The sequence below is a fragment of the Mycobacterium sp. 852013-51886_SCH5428379 genome, from assembly GCF_001665575.1.
Taxonomy (GTDB): Bacteria; Actinomycetota; Actinomycetes; order Mycobacteriales; family Mycobacteriaceae; genus Mycobacterium.
Genome location: NZ_LZSU01000007.1, coordinates 45,723 through 62,058 on the forward strand (window position 1 = coordinate 45,723; position 16,336 = coordinate 62,058).

At 67.5% G+C, this 16,336-nt stretch carries 14 protein-coding genes; 10 read left to right on the plus strand and 4 right to left on the minus strand.

Going from position 1 to position 16,336, the window contains the following annotated elements; genetic code table 11:
- Positions 1–17: 17 nt before the first annotated feature.
- The 3 genes from A5757_RS01350 to A5757_RS01360 all read right to left on the minus strand — a co-directional run bounded on the left by A5757_RS01350 (position 18) and on the right by A5757_RS01360 (position 4,219).
- The gene (locus tag A5757_RS01350; protein ID WP_066828168.1) at positions 18–1,868 is read right to left on the minus strand and encodes an NAD(P)/FAD-dependent oxidoreductase; all 1,851 of its coding nucleotides are present in this window, start codon (positions 1,866–1,868) and stop codon (positions 18–20) included.
- Positions 1,869–1,929: 61 nt separating this feature from the next.
- A complete protein-coding gene (locus tag A5757_RS01355; protein ID WP_066828169.1) occupies positions 1,930–3,357 on the minus strand; it encodes an SRPBCC family protein in 1,428 nt (475 codons plus the stop codon).
- Positions 3,358–3,370: 13 nt separating this feature from the next.
- Complete coding sequence (locus A5757_RS01360; protein ID WP_066828235.1) at positions 3,371–4,219, minus strand: SDR family NAD(P)-dependent oxidoreductase; 849 nt, start codon at positions 4,217–4,219, stop codon at positions 3,371–3,373.
- A gap of 180 nt (positions 4,220–4,399) precedes the next feature.
- Between A5757_RS01360 and A5757_RS01365 the strand changes: the two genes are divergently transcribed.
- From A5757_RS01365 to A5757_RS01390, 6 genes are read left to right on the plus strand one after another with little or no spacing between them, the layout of a single operon-like run.
- A complete protein-coding gene (locus A5757_RS01365) occupies positions 4,400–5,998 on the plus strand; it encodes an SMP-30/gluconolactonase/LRE family protein (RefSeq protein ID WP_066828170.1) in 1,599 nt (532 codons plus the stop codon).
- 17 nt (positions 5,999–6,015) lie between these two features.
- The gene (locus A5757_RS01370; RefSeq protein ID WP_066828171.1) at positions 6,016–6,753 is read left to right on the plus strand and encodes a GntR family transcriptional regulator; all 738 of its coding nucleotides are present in this window, start codon (positions 6,016–6,018) and stop codon (positions 6,751–6,753) included.
- On the plus strand, positions 6,750–8,345 hold the full coding sequence (locus A5757_RS01375; protein WP_082929257.1) for an AMP-binding protein: 1,596 nt from the start codon (positions 6,750–6,752) through the stop codon (positions 8,343–8,345). Before A5757_RS01370 ends, A5757_RS01375 begins: the two co-directional genes overlap by 4 nt.
- Before the next feature lies 1 nt (position 8,346).
- A complete protein-coding gene (locus A5757_RS01380; protein WP_066828173.1) occupies positions 8,347–9,123 on the plus strand; it encodes an SDR family NAD(P)-dependent oxidoreductase in 777 nt (258 codons plus the stop codon).
- Entirely contained in the window at positions 9,120–10,595 is a 1,476-nt protein-coding gene (locus A5757_RS01385) for an AMP-binding protein (protein WP_066828236.1), read from the plus strand. Before A5757_RS01380 ends, A5757_RS01385 begins: the two co-directional genes overlap by 4 nt.
- A 45-nt stretch (positions 10,596–10,640) precedes the next feature.
- Positions 10,641–11,300 carry an SDR family oxidoreductase gene (locus A5757_RS01390; protein WP_066828174.1) on the plus strand — a complete coding sequence of 220 codons (660 nt, stop codon included), beginning with the start codon at positions 10,641–10,643 and terminating at the stop codon, positions 11,298–11,300.
- Positions 11,301–11,312: 12 nt separating this feature from the next.
- Here the strand turns inward: A5757_RS01390 and A5757_RS01395 are convergent, their stop codons facing one another.
- On the minus strand, positions 11,313–12,386 hold the full coding sequence (locus A5757_RS01395) for a dihydrodipicolinate reductase (protein WP_066828237.1): 1,074 nt from the start codon (positions 12,384–12,386) through the stop codon (positions 11,313–11,315).
- 78 nt (positions 12,387–12,464) lie between these two features.
- Here A5757_RS01395 and A5757_RS01400 point away from each other — a divergent pair, with 78 nt between their 5' ends.
- The 4 genes from A5757_RS01400 (at position 12,465) to A5757_RS01415 (ending at position 16,334) form a co-directional block, all read left to right on the plus strand.
- Positions 12,465–13,073, plus strand: coding sequence for a TetR/AcrR family transcriptional regulator (locus A5757_RS01400; protein WP_066828175.1), 609 nt, complete (start codon positions 12,465–12,467; stop codon positions 13,071–13,073).
- A 32-nt stretch (positions 13,074–13,105) separates the two neighbouring features.
- The gene (locus A5757_RS01405; RefSeq protein ID WP_066828176.1) at positions 13,106–13,804 is read left to right on the plus strand and encodes a hypothetical protein; all 699 of its coding nucleotides are present in this window, start codon (positions 13,106–13,108) and stop codon (positions 13,802–13,804) included.
- Between the two features lie 200 nt (positions 13,805–14,004).
- Positions 14,005–15,537, plus strand: coding sequence for a nitric oxide reductase activation protein NorD (locus A5757_RS01410; RefSeq protein ID WP_066828177.1), 1,533 nt, complete (start codon positions 14,005–14,007; stop codon positions 15,535–15,537).
- The gene (locus A5757_RS01415) at positions 15,534–16,334 is read left to right on the plus strand and encodes a CbbQ/NirQ/NorQ/GpvN family protein (protein WP_066828178.1); all 801 of its coding nucleotides are present in this window, start codon (positions 15,534–15,536) and stop codon (positions 16,332–16,334) included. The genes A5757_RS01410 and A5757_RS01415 overlap by 4 nt, the downstream gene beginning before the upstream one ends.
- Positions 16,335–16,336: the final 2 nt, after the last annotated feature.

Below are 16,336 nucleotides of genomic sequence, written 5' to 3' on the forward strand. Positions count from 1 at the left end.
CGATCTCCGCCCTGGCGTTACACAACTCCGAGCTCCAACCCGTCGAGATCGCCCTTGTCACGCCATTCGGTGATCAGCTCATCGAAGGCGTAGAAACCGGGCGAGTAGAAGTCGCCGAGGAAGGCGCCGTTCTTCTCCGCGCCACCGCGGCCCTCGTTGTTGTAATAGCCCGGGGTGCAGGACAACTCGAAGGCCGAGTTGTCGATCGCCAACTCGCGGACCGTGTGTATCCAGGAGTCCTGCCCCTCCTGGGTGGGCTCGACCGTGATGGCGCCGCGGTTCTGCGCCTCCGCGATGATGTAGGCGATATGCCGGGCCTGCTGCTCGAACATCGCGGTCGTGTTGGCCGACACCCCGCCCTGGATGAAGCCCATGAAGAACTGGTTCGGAAACCCGCGGCTGGTCATCCCGTGCAGGGTCTTGTAGTCGTCGTGCCAGTAGTCGAACAGTGACAGCCCGTCGCGGCCCACGATGCGGTCGATGGCGTACCGGCGGCTGATCTCGGTGGAGATCTCGAAGCCACTGGCGAAGATCACGCAGTCGACCTCGTACTCGACGCCGTCGGCCACGATGCCCTTGCTCGTCAGCCTCTCCACACCCTTGGAGGCCGAGACGTCGACGAGCTTCACGTTGGGCCGATTGAACGTCGCCAGGTAGTGCTCGCTGGAAGTCGGTCGCTTGCACATGAACCGGTAGTACGGCTTGAGTGCCTCGGCGGTCGCGGGATCCTCGACGATCGCCGCGACGCGGCGACGCAGCCGCTCCATGATCTTGTAGTCCTCTTCCTCGCGGAACGCCATGATCTGTTCGATAGTCACCGCGGCGGGATCCGGACTGGACGCGATCCGGGCCGTTAGGTTCCTGCCCAGCTCCGTCCAGAAGTCGCACACCAGATCCGGCTCACCGAAGACGACGCCGACGAACGGGGACCAGTTGTGGAAGTTGCGCTTTCGCTCTTCCTGCCACCCCGGTTGCAGCGACGCGGCCCAGGCCGGATCGGTCGGCGGATTGGAGCGCTGGTCGACCGACGACGGCGTCCGCTGGAACACGAACAGCTCCTTGGCGTCCCGGCCGAGGTGCGGTACCAGCTGGATACCGGTCGCCCCGGTGCCGACGAGGGCGACCCGCTTGTCCGCGAGTTTGTGCAGCCCGCCGTCGGAGTCACCGCCGGTGTAGTCGTAGTCCCAACGCGCCGAGTGGAACACATGTCCGCCCGCATCGCGATACTCCTTGATGCCGGGGATTCCGGGTAGTTTCGGGCGGTTGTAGGACCCCTGGGCCATGACGACGAAGCGAGCCCGGATGTCGTCACCACGGTCCGTGCTGATCTGCCAGCGCTGTGATGGATCGTCCCAGCGGAGTTCACGCACCTGGGTGGAGAACAGCGCGCCGTCGTAGAGTCCGAAGTGCTTGCCGATGTTGCGACAGTGCTGGAAGATCTCGGCGCCGTCGGCGAACTTCTTGCTCGGCATGAAGTCGAGCTCTTCGAGCAGCGGGATGTAGCAGTACGCGTCGTTGTCGCACTGGATGCCCGGGAAGCGATTCCAGTACCAGACCCCGCCGAAGTCGCCGGCCATGTCGATGACGCGGATCCCGTCGACGCCCGCCTTCTTGAGATACGCACCGGCCAACAACCCGGCGAATCCCCCGCCGAGGATGACGACATCGGCGTCCTCGGTGATCGGATCACGCTCGGTCCGCGTCGTGTAGGGGTCGACTTCGGCGAACTCGGCGAAATCACCCTCGAGTTCCAGGTACTGAGCGGCGCCTTCCGGCCGCAGCCGCTTGGCACGTTCGGCGGCGTACTTCTCCCGCATCGCGGGGATGTCGACATCCGTTGGGGTGTCGGTCGGACCGCACGTGGTCATATCTCTCCTCCCGTGGTTTCGGTGTACTCCGTCGCGCTCAGCGCGACCAACTACTCCGAGATCACAACTCCTGGGGTTCGCCGGTGCCCATGTACTTCGAGAGCTGGTAGTGCAGGTTGACGGTGCTGCGTTCGCGGTACGGGTTCGGCCTCGTGCCGGGGAAACCGGCAGACTTCATCCCCTGCTGCACCGCGGCCATGTTCGAGAAGTCCTGGGGCAGCACCGACAGCCAGTTGGGTGAGTCCTTCGGGGTGTAGGCCCACTCTGTCTCGGGCTCTTCACCTTTCGGGTACAGCTCGAACACCGCGACCTCGAAGATGCACTTGTTCGGGTCGTAGCTCGGATCGGGTCGCGCCGAGTAGCACAGCGCACTCGTCAGACCCTGACCGATCTGGAAGTTCGGGAACAGCTGCCAGGCGGTGCCGCTCTGACCCAGGATGTCGGGTGGGATCGTCGGCCAGATCACGCCACGCGCCTCGTCGTCACGTCGGGCCGAGGCCAGCCAGTGCTGCAGGACCTTGTCGGGTGGGGTGCCCTCGGGTAGTTCGTCGACGAGCCGTTTGGCCGCGTTCACCAGGGTTTCGGTGGTGGTCGCATTGGTCTGCTCCCAGGTGTACATCTGCATCTCGGCGGTGGTGACGCGCGGGTCGTCGCCGGTGCCGAGGCGGATCTTGGATTTGGTCTCGTCCATGCCCTTGGGCGCGTCGTAGCCGATGTTGCTGTGCTTGCCCTGGGCTTTCGCCCAGCCCTTGAACTCGCCGAACTGGTTGAACTCGGGGTGGGTGGTGAACACGTGGTAGGTCTCGTTGAACGCCTCGAGCGCGACCTTCCAGTTGCAGTCGAAGTACAGCCATTTGCGCCACTTGTAGCGCATGTTCTGCAACCCGAACGGGTCCAGGATCTTCGAGGCCGGGAACAGGTAGTCGGCCAGCGATTCGCAGTCGGGGTCCATGTTGATGAACAGCCAGCCACCCCAGGTGTCGACCTGCACGGGTGCCAGATGCGTGTTCTCCGGCGTCAGCGTGCCCTGCCAGTCGTCCTGCTCGCGGATGTGCGTGCACGCCCCGTCCAAACCGTATGTCCAGCCGTGGAATCCGCAGACGAAGGACTTCCGGGCCCGGCCCAGCGCGTTCTTCGCGCCGTCGGGGGTGTCGACGAGTTTACGGCCGCGGTGCATGCACACGTTGTGGTGGGCCCTGAACGACGAGGAGCTGTTCCCAGGCCCGGTCCGCACGATGATGATCGAGTCGTCGAGGATGTCGTAGGTCAGGTAGCTGCCGACCTCGGGGATCTCTTCGACGCGGCCGACCTGCTGCCACACCTTGCGCCACAGCCGGTCCCGTTCGGCGCGGGCGTACTCCGGCGAGATGTAGGCCTCCACGGGAATGGTCATCGGTTCCGACAGATCCTCGGCGATCTGACCGGTCGAGTCGTCCGGGGTGGCGTCCACCTCGATGGCGGCGTCGAGATCGGATTCGGTGTGGGTCAAGGGATCTGTCCTTTCAGAACCGGCTGATGGATCTGCGGAAGGATTCGTCTTTGAGGAACAGCGACGTGTTGTCGGCGCCCAGATGGGTCCACTTGAGGTTTAGTCCACCGTCGACGAGCAGTGTCTGGCCGGTGATGTAGCTCGACATCTCCGAGAGCAGGAACAGGATGGCGTTGGCCTGCTCCTCGGGGGTGCCGCGCCGCCCCATGGCGATGGCGGTGCGGTCGCGCTGCGGATCCTCGTCGACGTAGGTGGCCGACGCCGCGGTCTCGGTCACGCCGGGGGCGACGGCGTTCACCCGGATGTTGTCCAGTGCGAGTTCGACGGCCATCGTGCGGGTCATCGCGACGACGGCGGCTTTGGCGGTGCCGTAGGCGATGTGGAACGGCGCGGTGTTCAACCCGCTGATCGAAGACACTGAGACGATCGACCCCTTCAGACCTTCGGCGCGCAACTCCCGACTCACCGCCTGACTCATGAAGAACGCCGTCTCGAGGTTCGCGGTGAACAGCGCCCGCCAGTCCTCTCGGGTCACCCGGGTCGACGGCATCCACGTCGCCGGAGCTGCTCCGCCCGCGACGTTGACCAGGCCGTAGAGGTCGCCGTCCGCCGCACGGGTCGCCTCGATCACCTGGGCGATCCCGTCGTCGGTGGATGCGTCGGCGGCCACCGGGATGACCGCCAGCCCCTCGTCCGCCAGCGGTGCGACGTGCTGATCCAGGTTGTCGCGGTTGCGGCTGACCGCCACGACGGTGGCGCCGGCCTGCGCGGCGTAGCGGGTCACGGTCGTGCCGATGCCGCCACCGCCGGCACCCGAGACCACCACGACGCGGCCCTCGAGGCCGAGCGATGGTGCGGTCATCGCCATCTTGCCGACCAATTGTCCGGACAACATATGGTGTTCTGCATATTGGAGAACATCATTGCCCAGCGGATATCGGCCGTCAAGGTCCGGGGGCGGATGCTGCTGCCCTATTGTCTGGACTAGTACGGCTTGATAGCGTCTCGGCGAAATCGGCGGACGGAAGGATCCCGACCAGGTATGTCCAGCTCGCTGCAGCAGGCCCGGTACGCCCAGGAGAATTCCCCCGAGACGGCGCCGGGCTGGCAGCTGCACCGCGTCACGCCACCGAGCCGTCTGTTCGGCGCCAACGGCCTGCGCACCGGCCCCGACGGCCGCATCTACATCGCGCAGGTGACCGGTAGTCAGATCAGCGCCCTCGACCTCGACAGCGGCGCCATCGAGGCCGTCAGCCCCAAGGGCGGGGACATCATCGCCCCGGACGATCTGGCGTTCGACGACGCCGGAAACCTCTACGCGACCGAGTACTACGACGGTCGGATCAGCGTGCGCGAGCCGTCGGGCCGCACCCGGGTACTGCGTGACGACCTGCCCGCCGCCAACGGCATCACCGTCCATCGGGGCCGGTTGTTCGTCAACGAATGCCGCCAGGGCGGCCGGCTGATGGAACTCGACCTCGCCGGCGGTGCGCCGCGCGTCCTGGCCGAGAACCTCGCCGGACCCAACGCCATGGAGGTGGGCCCCGACGGACTCCTGTATTTCCCGCAGATGATGGCCAACGAGATCTGGCGCATCCACCCCGACGGCGGCGAACCCGAACGCGTCGCCGCCGAGCTCGGGGCGCCCGACGCAGTCAAGTTCGACGCCGACGGCTTCATCATCTCCACCCAGGTCGCCTCGGGTCAGGTGCTGCGCATCGATCCCCGCTCCGGGACACAAACCGTTCTGGCGCAACTCAATCCGGGGCTCGACAACCTCACGATCGCCGACGGACGGTTGTTCGCCTCGAACTTCACCGGTGAGATCACCGAGGTCCTCTCCGGCGGCGGCACCCGCGCACTGCTGCCCGGTGGCCTCAACTGGCCACACGATCTGGCCATCGGCGACGACGGCCGGTTGTACGTCGCCGACGGCACCTACTTCTACGCACTGCAACCCGACGGCTCGCTCGAGACCGTAGCGATGCTGTTCACGCCGGGCTACCCCGGCTACCTGCGCGGGCTCGCGGCCGCGGGCGGTGGCGACTTCCTCGTCACGACCTCACTCGGTCAGGTCGGGCGCTACCGGCCCGGAGGCGAAACCGACTATCTCGCCGCCGGATTCGACCGGCTGTACGGTATCGCCGTCGACTCCGACGGCACCGCGGTCTTCGCCGAACTCGGCGCGGGCCGGGTGCACAGCCTGCGCGCAGGCCGGACCGAGGTGCTCGCGACGGATCTGCAGGAGCCGGCCGGGGTCGCGTTCGACCTCGACGGCGCGCCAGTGGTGACCGAGTCGGCGGCAGGCCGGATCGTCCGGCTGACCGGCGGACGCGCCGAGACGGTGCTCGACGGGTTGGGATGTCCGCAAGGGATTCTCGTCGACGGTACGACGGCGTACGTCGTCGACGCCGGCGCCAAGGAGGTGGTGGCCGTCGACCTGACCACCGGCACCCGCGAGACCATCGCCGGCGAGCTGCCGATCGGCGCGCCTCCTGGAGTGGAGCCCAAGCCGCTGAGGGGGATCCAGCCGTTCTCCGGTCCGCAGGGGCCGTTTGCCGGCATCACCCGGGCCCCCGACGGCACGCTGTTCGTATCCGCGGACGGCGACGGCAGCGTCCTCGCCCTGCGCAGGACGTGAGGGGAGCCGGATCCGCGATGACAGTGAGCCCGGCGGAGCACCGCTATCTCCAGGTCGCACGCACGCTGCGCAAGGAGATCGTCGACGGGGTGTACCCCGTGGGCACGCAGCTGCCGACCGAGCACGCCCTGTGTGACCGCTTCGAGGTGAGCCGCTACACCGTGCGCGAAGCGTTGCGAAGGCTGCGGGAGGACAACCTGATCGCCTCCCGTCCCCGCGCGGGCACGCTCGTGGTGGCCCGGCAGGCGACGAACGCCTACGCCCAGGACGTGATGACGATCAACGACCTGCTCGCGTTCGCCGAGGGCGCCCAGTTCGTCATCGACTCCAATGCCATGGTGACCGTCGACGACGCGCTGTCCAGCCGCACCGGGCTGGAGGTGGGTTCAGAGTGGCTGGCGGTACTGGGATATCGGCGCGCCGGCCCCGACGCCGCCCCGATCTGCCGCACCGAGTACTACGTCAACCGCGCGTTCGCCTCGGTGGGCCGGCTGCTGCACCGGCACACCGGACCGATCTTCCCGCTGATCGAGGATCTGTTCGGTGTGAGCATCGTCGAGGTGCACCAGGCGATCTCGGCGATCGTGCTCGAGGACGACCTCGCCGCGCGGCTGGCTGCCGACGCCGGTGCGGCGGCCCTGGAGATGCGCCGCGCGTACACCACGTCGGACGGTGAGATCGCCCAGGTCACCGTCAACACCCATCCGTCCTCGCGCTACCGGCATTCAATGACGATGCGCCGGGTCAAGGGCTGATCGCGGTGGTCCGCAGGGACGATGCGCGTGCGGCCGACGCCTACCGGCGCGGCCTGTGGGTCCGCACCACCTTGGCCGACGCGCTGCGTGACGCAGCCAAGGCCACCCCGGACCGGGTGGCACTCGTCGACGGCGACATCCGGGTGGACTGCGCGACGCTGTACGCGCGGGCACGGGCACTGGCCGGGGTCATGGTGGACCGGATGCCTGCGGGCAGCGTGGTGTCGTTCATGCTGCCGAACTGGCATGAGGCGGCCGTCGTCTATCTCGGCTCGACCCTGGCCGGGATGGTCGCCAACCCGATCCTGCCGTCGTTGCGCGACCGAGAGTTGGCGTTCATCCTCGCCGACGCGCAGAGCCGAATGGTGTTCGTTCCCGAGACGTTCGGTCGTCACGACTACGCGGCGATGATGACCCGGGTGGTCGACGAGATCCCCGCGCCGCCGGAGGTCGTGGTGGTGCGTGGTGACCCCGGACCCCATACGCCGTATGCCGCGCTCGCGGCAGCGCCGGCCGGACCCGGACCGCTGCCGGTGCTGGACCCGGATGCCGTGCGGATGCTCCTCTACACCTCCGGGACCACGGGACGACCCAAAGGTGTGCTGCACAGCCATAATTCGCTGCACGCCCTGATTCTCCAGCTGCGGGACCACTGGATGATCGACCCCGGGGACACCTTCCTGGTCCCGTCGCCGATCGCCCACATCGGCGGATCCATCTACGCCTTCGAGTGTCCGCTGCTGCTCGGGACGACCGCGGTGCTGATGGAGAAGTGGAACGCCGAGCAGGGCGTCGCGCTCATGCTCTCCGAACGCTGCACCCATATGGCCGGGGCCACCCCCTTCCTAACTCAGCTGCTGGCGTCGACACAGCAGGCCGAAACGAGGTTGCCGGACCTGAAGGTGTTCATCTGCGGCGGGGCGTCGGTGCCGCCGTCGCTGATCCGCAGCGCCGCTGAATATTTCGAGCGCGCAGCGGTGTCGCGGGTGTACGGCTCCACCGAGGTGCCGGTCACGACGGTGGGCGCACTCGACGATCTCGACCACGCCGCCGACACCGACGGCCGACCCGGGCTCGCCGAGATCAGGCTCGCCGACCATTCGGCCGCACCTGCCGGCAGCGGGGAGATCTGTGCCCGCGGTCCACAGATGCTGATCGGCTACCTGCACCCGGAGGACGAGACCGAGTCCTTCGACGCTGCAGGCTTCTTCCGCACCGGGGACATCGGTCAATGGGTGGACGGGGACCACCTGGTGGTGACGGGCCGGGCCAAAGACATCATCATCCGCAACGGGGAGAACATCTCGCCGAAGGAGGTCGAGGACCTGCTCGTCGGCCATCCTGCGATCGACGAGATCGCCGTCGTCGGCGTCCCCGATCCGCGCACCGGTGAACGCGCGTGTGCGGCGATCGTCACCACCGCGTCGCCGGGGCCGGACGTCACGGAGCTGCGGGCGTTCCTGACCGCCCGCGGACTGGCCACGTTCAAGGCGCCCGAACACGTCGTCGTCTGGGAGTCGTTGCCCAAGAACGACGCCGGCAAGGTGCTCAAACATCAGATCAGGGCAACGCTCATGGAAGAAGGCGACTGACATGCAGGTGGCGATCGTCACGGGGGCGAGTAGCGGCATCGGGTTCGGCTGTGCGGAACGGCTGGCCGCGGACGGGATGGCCGTGCTCGCGACCGGCCGCGACGAGGCGCGGCTGGCCGAGGTCGCCGAGGCCGTCGGCGATCCCGACCGGGTGGCGACCCTGGCGGTCGACCTCACCGCCGACGACGCGCCCGCCCGCATCGTCGACGCCGCGCTGCAACGGTGGGGCCGCATCGACTTCCTGGTCAACAACGCCGGCGTCGGCAGCCCGAAACCGCTGCACGAAACCGACGACGAGAGTCTGGACTACTTCCTGGGCCTGATGCTGCGCGCCCCGTTCCGGCTCGCACGGGACGTGATCCCGCACATGCGATCCGGGTCGGCCATCATCAACATCACGTCCACCTTCGCGGTCGTCGGCGGTCTGCGCGGCGGTGCCTATTCGGCGGCCAAGGGCGGGATGACGGCGCTGACCGCCCACATCGCCTGTCAGTACGGACCCCAGGGCATCCGGTGCAACGCCGTGGCCCCAGGCGTCACCCTCACCCCCATGGTGGCCCACCGGCTCGAGGACGAACGTTTCCGCAAGATCAACACCGAGATGACGCCCTATCCGCGGCTGGGCACGGTGAACGATCTTGCGAGCACGGTCGCGTTCCTGTGTTCCGACGGCGGCAGTTTCATCAACGGGCAGACGATCGTGGTGGACGGCGGTTGGAGTTCGACGAAGTACCTCTCGGACTTCGCACTGAATTCGGAGTGGGTCGCCCGAGCATGAATCTGTTCGGCCTGCTCGATCAGGCTGCGGCCCGATTCGGTGACCGCGGTGCGGTGTACCTCGGCGACCGGCAGGTGCACACCTGGTCCTCGCTGCGGGAGCGGTCGCTGCGGCTGGCTGGCTCTCTGACGGGCGTGGGTCGCGGCGCGCGGATCGCGGTCGCCAGCGAGAACCGTACGGAGATCGTCGAATTGATGTTCGCGATCTGGGCGGCCGAGTGCGTGTTCGTCCCGCTGAACTACAAACTCCACCCGCGCGAGATGACGCAGATCCTCGCCGACGCCGACGTGTCCCAGGTGTTCGCCTCACCGAAGATCGCGGCCGAGCTGAGCCCGGCGGCACCCCTCGAGGTGATCGGCGGTGAGGAATACCAAAGCCGTTGCACCGCAGCACCGTCCGCGGTACCGCGGACCACGGACCCGGGCGATCTGGCGTGGCTGTTCTACACCAGTGGCACCACCGGCCGGTCAAAGGGGGCGATGCTCTCGCACCGCAACCTGATGGCGATGACGGTGTCCCATCTCGCCGACTTCGACTCCCCCGACCAGAACTGCAGCCTGATCCACGGCGCCCCGATGTCGCACGGCTCGGGGCTCTACGTACCGCCCTACGTGCTGCGCGGCGCGCGGCAGGTGGTGCCTGCGTCGAGCGCCTTCGAACCCGACGAGTTCCTCGACCTGTGCGACACCCATCCGGGCTGCAGCGCGTTCCTCGCCCCCACCATGGTGGCGCGCCTGGTGCAGACCGGCCGCGAGCGCCCCCGGAATCTGAACACGATCGTCTACGGCGGCGGCCCCATGTACGTCGACAGCCTCAAGAGGGCGATGGCCGCGTTCGGACCCGTGTTCGTCCAGCTGTACGGCCAGGGTGAGGCGCCGATGACGATCACGGGTCTGCGCCGCCAGGATCACCTCCGTGATGGTGTTCCGGCTCCCGACACTGTCCTCGGGTCGGTCGGATACCCCCGCTCCGGCGTCGACGTCGCGGTACTCGACGACGCCGGCCGACCCGCCCGGGCCGGCGAGATCGGCGAGATCGTCTGCCGCGGAGACGTGGTGATGAGCGGCTACTGGCGTAACGCCGACGCCACCTCAGCCACGCTGCAGGACGGGTGGCTGCGCACCGGGGACATGGGCTCGTTCGACGCCGACGGCTACCTCACGCTGCGCGACCGCTCGAAGGACGTGGTGATCAGCGGCGGCAGCAACATCTACCCGCGCGAGGTCGAGGAGCTCCTGCTGGAGCATCCGCAGGTGCTCGAGGCCGGCGTCGTGGGCGCACCGGACGAGGAATGGGGTGAGGTCGTCGTCGCGTTCGTCGTCGGCGACGTCGCCCCGGACGCGTTGGACGCCCATCTGCTGGAGCGCATCGCGCGCTTCAAACGGCCCAAGCGCTACGAGTTCGTCGACGAACTCCCGAAGAACAGCTACGGCAAGGTGCTCAAGCGGGAGTTACGCGAACGGTTGAGGTGACCCCGCTGACGTTTCCGCTGCCGCCGGACGGGAATCCTTTCCGTCATGCGCGTAGTGATTGCCGGTGGACACGGAAAGATCGCATTGCTCCTCGAGCGGCTCCTGTCGCAGCGGGGTGATGCGGTGGCGGGCCTGGTCCGCAACCCCGACCACACCGCGGACCTGGCCGACGCGGGCGCCGAGGCCATCGTGGTCGATCTGGAGAAGATCTCCGCCGACGACCTGGCCGGTCACCTCACCGGCACCGACGCGGTAGTCTTCGCCGCCGGGGCGGGCGCCGGGAGCGGACCGGAACGCAAGAAGACCCTCGACCGCGACGGCGCCATCCTCCTCGCGGACGCCGCCGAAGCGGCGGGCGTGCGCCGGTACGTGATGGTCTCGTCCATGGCGGCCGACGCGAACGCACCGGACGACGTCGCCGACGATGCGGTCATGGTGGAGTACCTCCGGGCGAAAGGCGCTGCGGATGACGACATCCGGCGCCGGGACACGCTGGACTGGACGATCGTGCGGCCGGGTCTGCTGACCGACGACGACGGAACCGGCCAGGTGCGGATCGCCGAGAAGACCGGCCGGGACAGCATTCCGCGCGCCGACGTCGCGGCGGTGCTGCTCGCGGTGCTCGACGACCCGCAGACCGCGGGCCGGACGTTCGAGGTGGTCTCGGGCGACCGGTCGATCGCCGACGCGCTCGCGGCCCAATAGCTCGGGCCCCGCTCACCACATCAGGCCGCGGACCATCGCCGTCGGCGGGATCTCCTCCAGGGCGATCAATCCGGCCGGCGCCCGGCAGACCCAGTCGATCGCGTTGACCGCCCGCGCCGCCGTCGACACGCAGCCGGCCTCGGTGACGTCGAGCACAGGATGCGACAGGTGGGTGCTGACCTCGACACGCGGCTCCCCTTCGACGATGACCCTGTGCACACCGGTCATCCCGGCGGGCGGGAACTCCCAGTCCGGGGCGGCCGCCGCCGTCAGCCTGTTGATGTGTTCGACCGTGATGACCGGGACGCCACTGCGGACCCCCTCGACGGCGAACCGCGCTGCCGCGAGATGCCCGGGTTCGACCGTGGTCATCCGGCATTCGATGCGTTCCTCGGTGTACCAGGGTTCGAAGCGCTGCCGGACATCGTCGAGTTCGACGCCGAGGTGGCGGGCCAGGTTGCGCACCAGACCACCGAACAGCGAGACGACGACACCGGGTCGGAAGGCCATCGGGGTGGCGTCCCCGCGAGCGCTGCCGAATCCCATGGCGGTGCCGGTGTATTCGAAGTCGTCGTAGTTGCCGTAGTCGAAGATCTCCTGCACGGTCACCGATTCGGCGCGCACAACCAGGCTCAGTGCCGCATGCACCGCGGTGTCGCCCGAGTACCCGGGATCGATGCCGTTCACGTAGAGCGAGGCGTTGCCGACCGCACACGCCTGTTCGAGCGGCGCCCGTAGCCAGTCGTCGGCCTGATGGGGTGTCACCAGCCAGACCATCGACGTGCCGACCACATTGACGCCCGCGGCGAGCAGCTTCGACATCTCCTCGACGGCTTCCATCGGCCGGGTCTCCCCCAGCGCGGTGTACACCACGCAGTCGGGGTGCAGCGCGATCAACTCGTCGATATCGCCGGTGGCGACCACACCCGTCGAGTCTGGGAGGCCGCAGAGTTCCGCGGCGTCCCGGCCGATCTTGTCGGCACCGGAAGCGTGCACACCCACCAGTTCGAGGTCCGGCCTGCCGATGATCGCCTTGAGGGAATGCCTGCCGACGTTGCCGGTCGAGAACTGGACCACTCTGCGCACCACGGAATCCACTCCCCCACGCCTACCAGCTGAGTTCAGTCAATGGAGTTCTTTCCGGAGAATCGTTACTGTTGCCCAATGGCAATGGTGGACAAGCCTTCCGCACGCGACGTCCGTCGGCTCCAAACGCGTGAGCGGTTGTTCGGGGCGGCGGTGGCCGAGTTCAAACGGGCGGGACTGGCTGCCGCCGAAGTCCACGCCATCGTGGCGGCCGCGGGCGTGGCGCACGGCACTTTCTTCTTCCACTTCCCGACCAAGGAACACGTGCTGCTGGAACTCGAACGGCGCGAGGAGGAGCGGATCGCCAAGCAGCTGGGCCGGTTCAGCGCCACCGATCGACAACTGGGCGCCGTCTTCGCGGAGTCGGTCCGACTGGTCCGCGGCCTCGAACGACGCCTGGGAGCGCTGCTGTTCAAAGACTTTCTCGCACTGCACTTCTCCCCGACACGACCGCCGATCGACGAGAGCGCACAGCACCCGGTCGTGATGGCGGTGGCCGAAGAAGTCGAGACTGCCAAGGCCGAAGGCCGGGTGGACGACGACGTCAACCCCGTCAACACCGCCGTCTTCTTCCTGCTCGGGCTCTACGCCCTGCTCACCACCACCCACGGGTGGCCGGGCCAGCAGGCGATGATCGACGACTACCTGAATCGAACACTGCGCAGTATCGGTGCCGAAAAGGATTGATTTCCGGAGTTCGTTGACTATCGTCAGTCAACGTGGGAATCCCCGCTCCACCTCCGGCTCCGGCGTCCGGCCTCGACGAACACCTGGAGCGCTCCCGGGAGGCGCAGCGCCAGGCGGACCGGTGGCTGATCTCGGGAAGTTTGCTGATCGGCACGGCCGTGCTGGGCGTGTTCGGCCTGCCGTTGTTTCTGCGCGGCGTCTACCTGCTGCGCAAGGCCCACCGCGACGGACTCTCGGTCCGCCCGATGCTGGTCACACTGCTCGGCTACTGCGTGATCGTCGACGCGGCCATCAACACGGTCGGGTGGGCCCTCGACGTCCTGGCCAATCACTCCCTACTGGCGCGGATTCTGTTGAACGGTTGGGGAAATATGTTCGACGCCGGCTATTTCTGGCACTACAACGAACTCTGGGTCGGCGGCGCGACCGCCTGGTCGGAGAAACCTCTCGAACTCGCGCTCATCCTCAGCGTCTTCACGATGCGCATCGCGGCGGCGATCGGATTCCTGCAGATGAAGCGCTGGGGCCACCAGTGGATGATCATCACCTGCTGGATGGGCGTGGTGATCTGGTGTGTCTACGTGCTCAACATGACGATGTATGCGGACATGCGCTACGCCGGTGTGGTGTTCCCCGTCATCGGCTGGTGGATCTACGACATCTTCTACATCACGCCGTTTCTGGCGATCCCGTATCTGCACTCCGTCAACCGCGAGATCTTCACCGACTAAGTCATCAAATTCGTTGATTCAAGTCAGTAAATAGGTTAGGAAAGAGTGCACCGACCGGGCGCGGTCGAGTACCCGCCGGCGAGGAGGACTGAGGTGGACTGGGTCTGGGAGATCCTGCGGTACGTGGGCGCCTGGGGCGGCACCGGGTTGGTGATCTGGTTCTGGTACTGGCTGTTCTCCAATCTCGGGACGTTCTAGGGATGCCGGAGCTGTCGGACACCTCTGCGATGGCGGTCGAGCGCAGTTGCGCGCTGACCGCCGTCGCGCTGAGCGACCGCCGCCGCAGTGGGGCGCGGTTGGTGACCGGCAGCAATCGCGGTTTCTCGCTGAGCTCGTCATTGGACACGGTGTACGTCCCTTACCCCATCCCCTACCGGGACTGGAATCGCCGCACCCTGAGCTGCGGTGTGGCACTGCAGTGCGCACCGTCGAAAGAACGTCTGGCCGATTACCGGCTGGGCGAGCTCTCGACGCGGGAACTGCTCGCGCTCCATCGGGTCGAAGCGCAGGTGGCAGCCGGGTGGGTGTCCCGCCACTGGCCCGGACTGATGCGGGAGATCCGGCGCCTCCTGCCCGAACTCGACATCGTCGGCGACGAACTGGACGCCGAGGACATGCTGGACCGGGCGATCGCGCTGGCGCGTACCAACCGTCCGCTGGCAACGGACCCGCTCACGGGCAGACTGCCAGCTTCTCATACTGCGCCACAGGGAATCTCGGACAGATTGCGCCGGTCGTTCGGCCGGATGCCGTGGACGACCACCCAGAAACGACGCCCACAGCCTTACTCGGTACCCGTCGGCGGCGACGGCGGTGTGCGCAACCCCAACCTGCCCCCGCCGAGTCGGCCGCAGGACAACGACGCCGACGTCACCCCCGAGCACCGGCCCGGCATTCCGTATCCGGAGTGGAACGCGTGGAACCAGAGCTTCCTGCGCGACCACGTCGCGGTGCTCGAACGCGTCCACCGCACCGAGAAACGGCATCCCGACGCCGTATCGGCCGGACTGCGCCGGTATTTCGAGGAACACACCCATCGGGCGATGCGGAACCGGCTGGAGGACGGGTCGGATCTCGACGTCGACCAGTACGTCGGCCACTACACCGACCTGCTCACCGGGATGGCGCCCGAACCCCGGGTGTTCCGCGAACTGCTGCCGAGCAGCCGCGACGTCACGACCGCGCTACTGCTCGACGGCAGCTCGTCGCTCGGTGTGCAGGGCGGGCGGATCTTCCAGCTGGAGTTGGCCTGCGCGGACGCACTCTCAAAGGCGATGACCGCCGCCCGCGAACGGCACGGAATCTTCGTGTTCACCGGCAACACCCGCCACCGGGTGGAGGTGAACTGCCTCAAGGGTTTCGAGGATCGTCGCTTCGTCCCACCCGGGAAGCTGGGACTCCGCACCGGCGGATACACGCGGCTGGGCGCGCCGCTGCGCCACCTGACCCGCCGACTGCTCGACCAGCCATCGGAACGGCGCCTGCTCATTGTGATCGGCGACGGCATGATCTCCGACGAGGGCTACGAGGGACGGTACGCATGGGCTGATGCGGCTCACGCCGTCGAGGAGGCCGAGGACGCCGGCGTCGCGATGTACTACGTCGGAGTCGGCCCGGCCAGGGTCGACCCGCTGCCGGAGGTCTTCGGATCACGCCGCTCCCAACGCATCCGACGGGTGGAGGAACTCCCCCGCGTCCTGGCCCACGTCCACAGAGAACTGGTGGCGGTATGACAGACAGCACGTACTACGCCATCGGCAACGAGGTCCGGCTGTTCGAGCAGTCCTATCGTCGACGCCTTCCGGTGATGCTCACCGGACCCACCGGATGCGGCAAGACCCGACTGGTCGAGCACATGGGTGCACTGCTGGGCAGACCCGTCGTCACCATCAGCTGCCACGACGATCTGACCAGTTCCGATCTCGTGGGCCGGTTCATGGTGACCGGCGGGGACGTCGTCTGGGCCGACGGACCGCTGACGCGGGCGGTGAAGGACGGCGCCATCTGCTACCTCGACGAGGTGGTGGAGGCCAGGCACGACTCACTGGCCGTCCTGCACTCGCTGACCGATCACCGGCGCAGCCTCTACGTGGACCGGGCGGGCGAAGTCGTCGCTGCGCCCGAGACGTTCATGCTGGTCTCCTCGTACAACCCGGCCTACCGCAGCTCGCTGAAAGACCTCAAACCGTCGTTCCGGCAACGCTTCGTCACGCTGCCGATGCACTATCTACCGCCCGAGCGGGAGGCCGAGGTCATCGTCGCCGAGACCGGTGTGGACCCCGACTCCGCGCACCGGCTGGTGCGCTGTGCCGTCGCCATCCGCACCGCCGACGAGGTGTTCCATTTCGAACCGCCGTCCACCCGGGTGCTCGTCACCGCGGCCCACCTGATCGCCGCAGGCGCAACGGAACTGGAGGCGGCACAGGCATGCATCCTGGCCCCGCTGTCCAGCGACGGCGCCATCGGCGATGGTCTGCGCGAAATCGCTGCGGCCGCACTGTCCGACGCCGACACCGGCTCGAGTCGTTAGGG

What these genes read in the sequence shown, in the direction of transcription:
- A5757_RS01350 (WP_066828168.1), bottom strand. Translation starts at nt 1,868, where the DNA reads ATGACCACGTGCGGTCCGACCGACACCCCAACGGATGTCGACATCCCC.
- A5757_RS01360 (WP_066828235.1), bottom strand. Translation starts at nt 4,219, where the DNA reads ATGACCGCACCATCGCTCGGCCTCGAGGGCCGCGTCGTGGTGGTCTCG.
- A5757_RS01365 (WP_066828170.1), top strand. Translation starts at nt 4,400, where the DNA reads ATGTCCAGCTCGCTGCAGCAGGCCCGGTACGCCCAGGAGAATTCCCCC.
- A5757_RS01370 (WP_066828171.1), top strand. Translation starts at nt 6,016, where the DNA reads ATGACAGTGAGCCCGGCGGAGCACCGCTATCTCCAGGTCGCACGCACG.
- A5757_RS01380 (WP_066828173.1), top strand. Translation starts at nt 8,347, where the DNA reads ATGCAGGTGGCGATCGTCACGGGGGCGAGTAGCGGCATCGGGTTCGGC.
- A5757_RS01385 (WP_066828236.1), top strand. Translation starts at nt 9,120, where the DNA reads ATGAATCTGTTCGGCCTGCTCGATCAGGCTGCGGCCCGATTCGGTGAC.
- A5757_RS01390 (WP_066828174.1), top strand. Translation starts at nt 10,641, where the DNA reads ATGCGCGTAGTGATTGCCGGTGGACACGGAAAGATCGCATTGCTCCTC.
- A5757_RS01400 (WP_066828175.1), top strand. Translation starts at nt 12,465, where the DNA reads ATGGCAATGGTGGACAAGCCTTCCGCACGCGACGTCCGTCGGCTCCAA.
- A5757_RS01410 (WP_066828177.1), top strand. Translation starts at nt 14,005, where the DNA reads ATGCCGGAGCTGTCGGACACCTCTGCGATGGCGGTCGAGCGCAGTTGC.
- A5757_RS01415 (WP_066828178.1), top strand. Translation starts at nt 15,534, where the DNA reads ATGACAGACAGCACGTACTACGCCATCGGCAACGAGGTCCGGCTGTTC.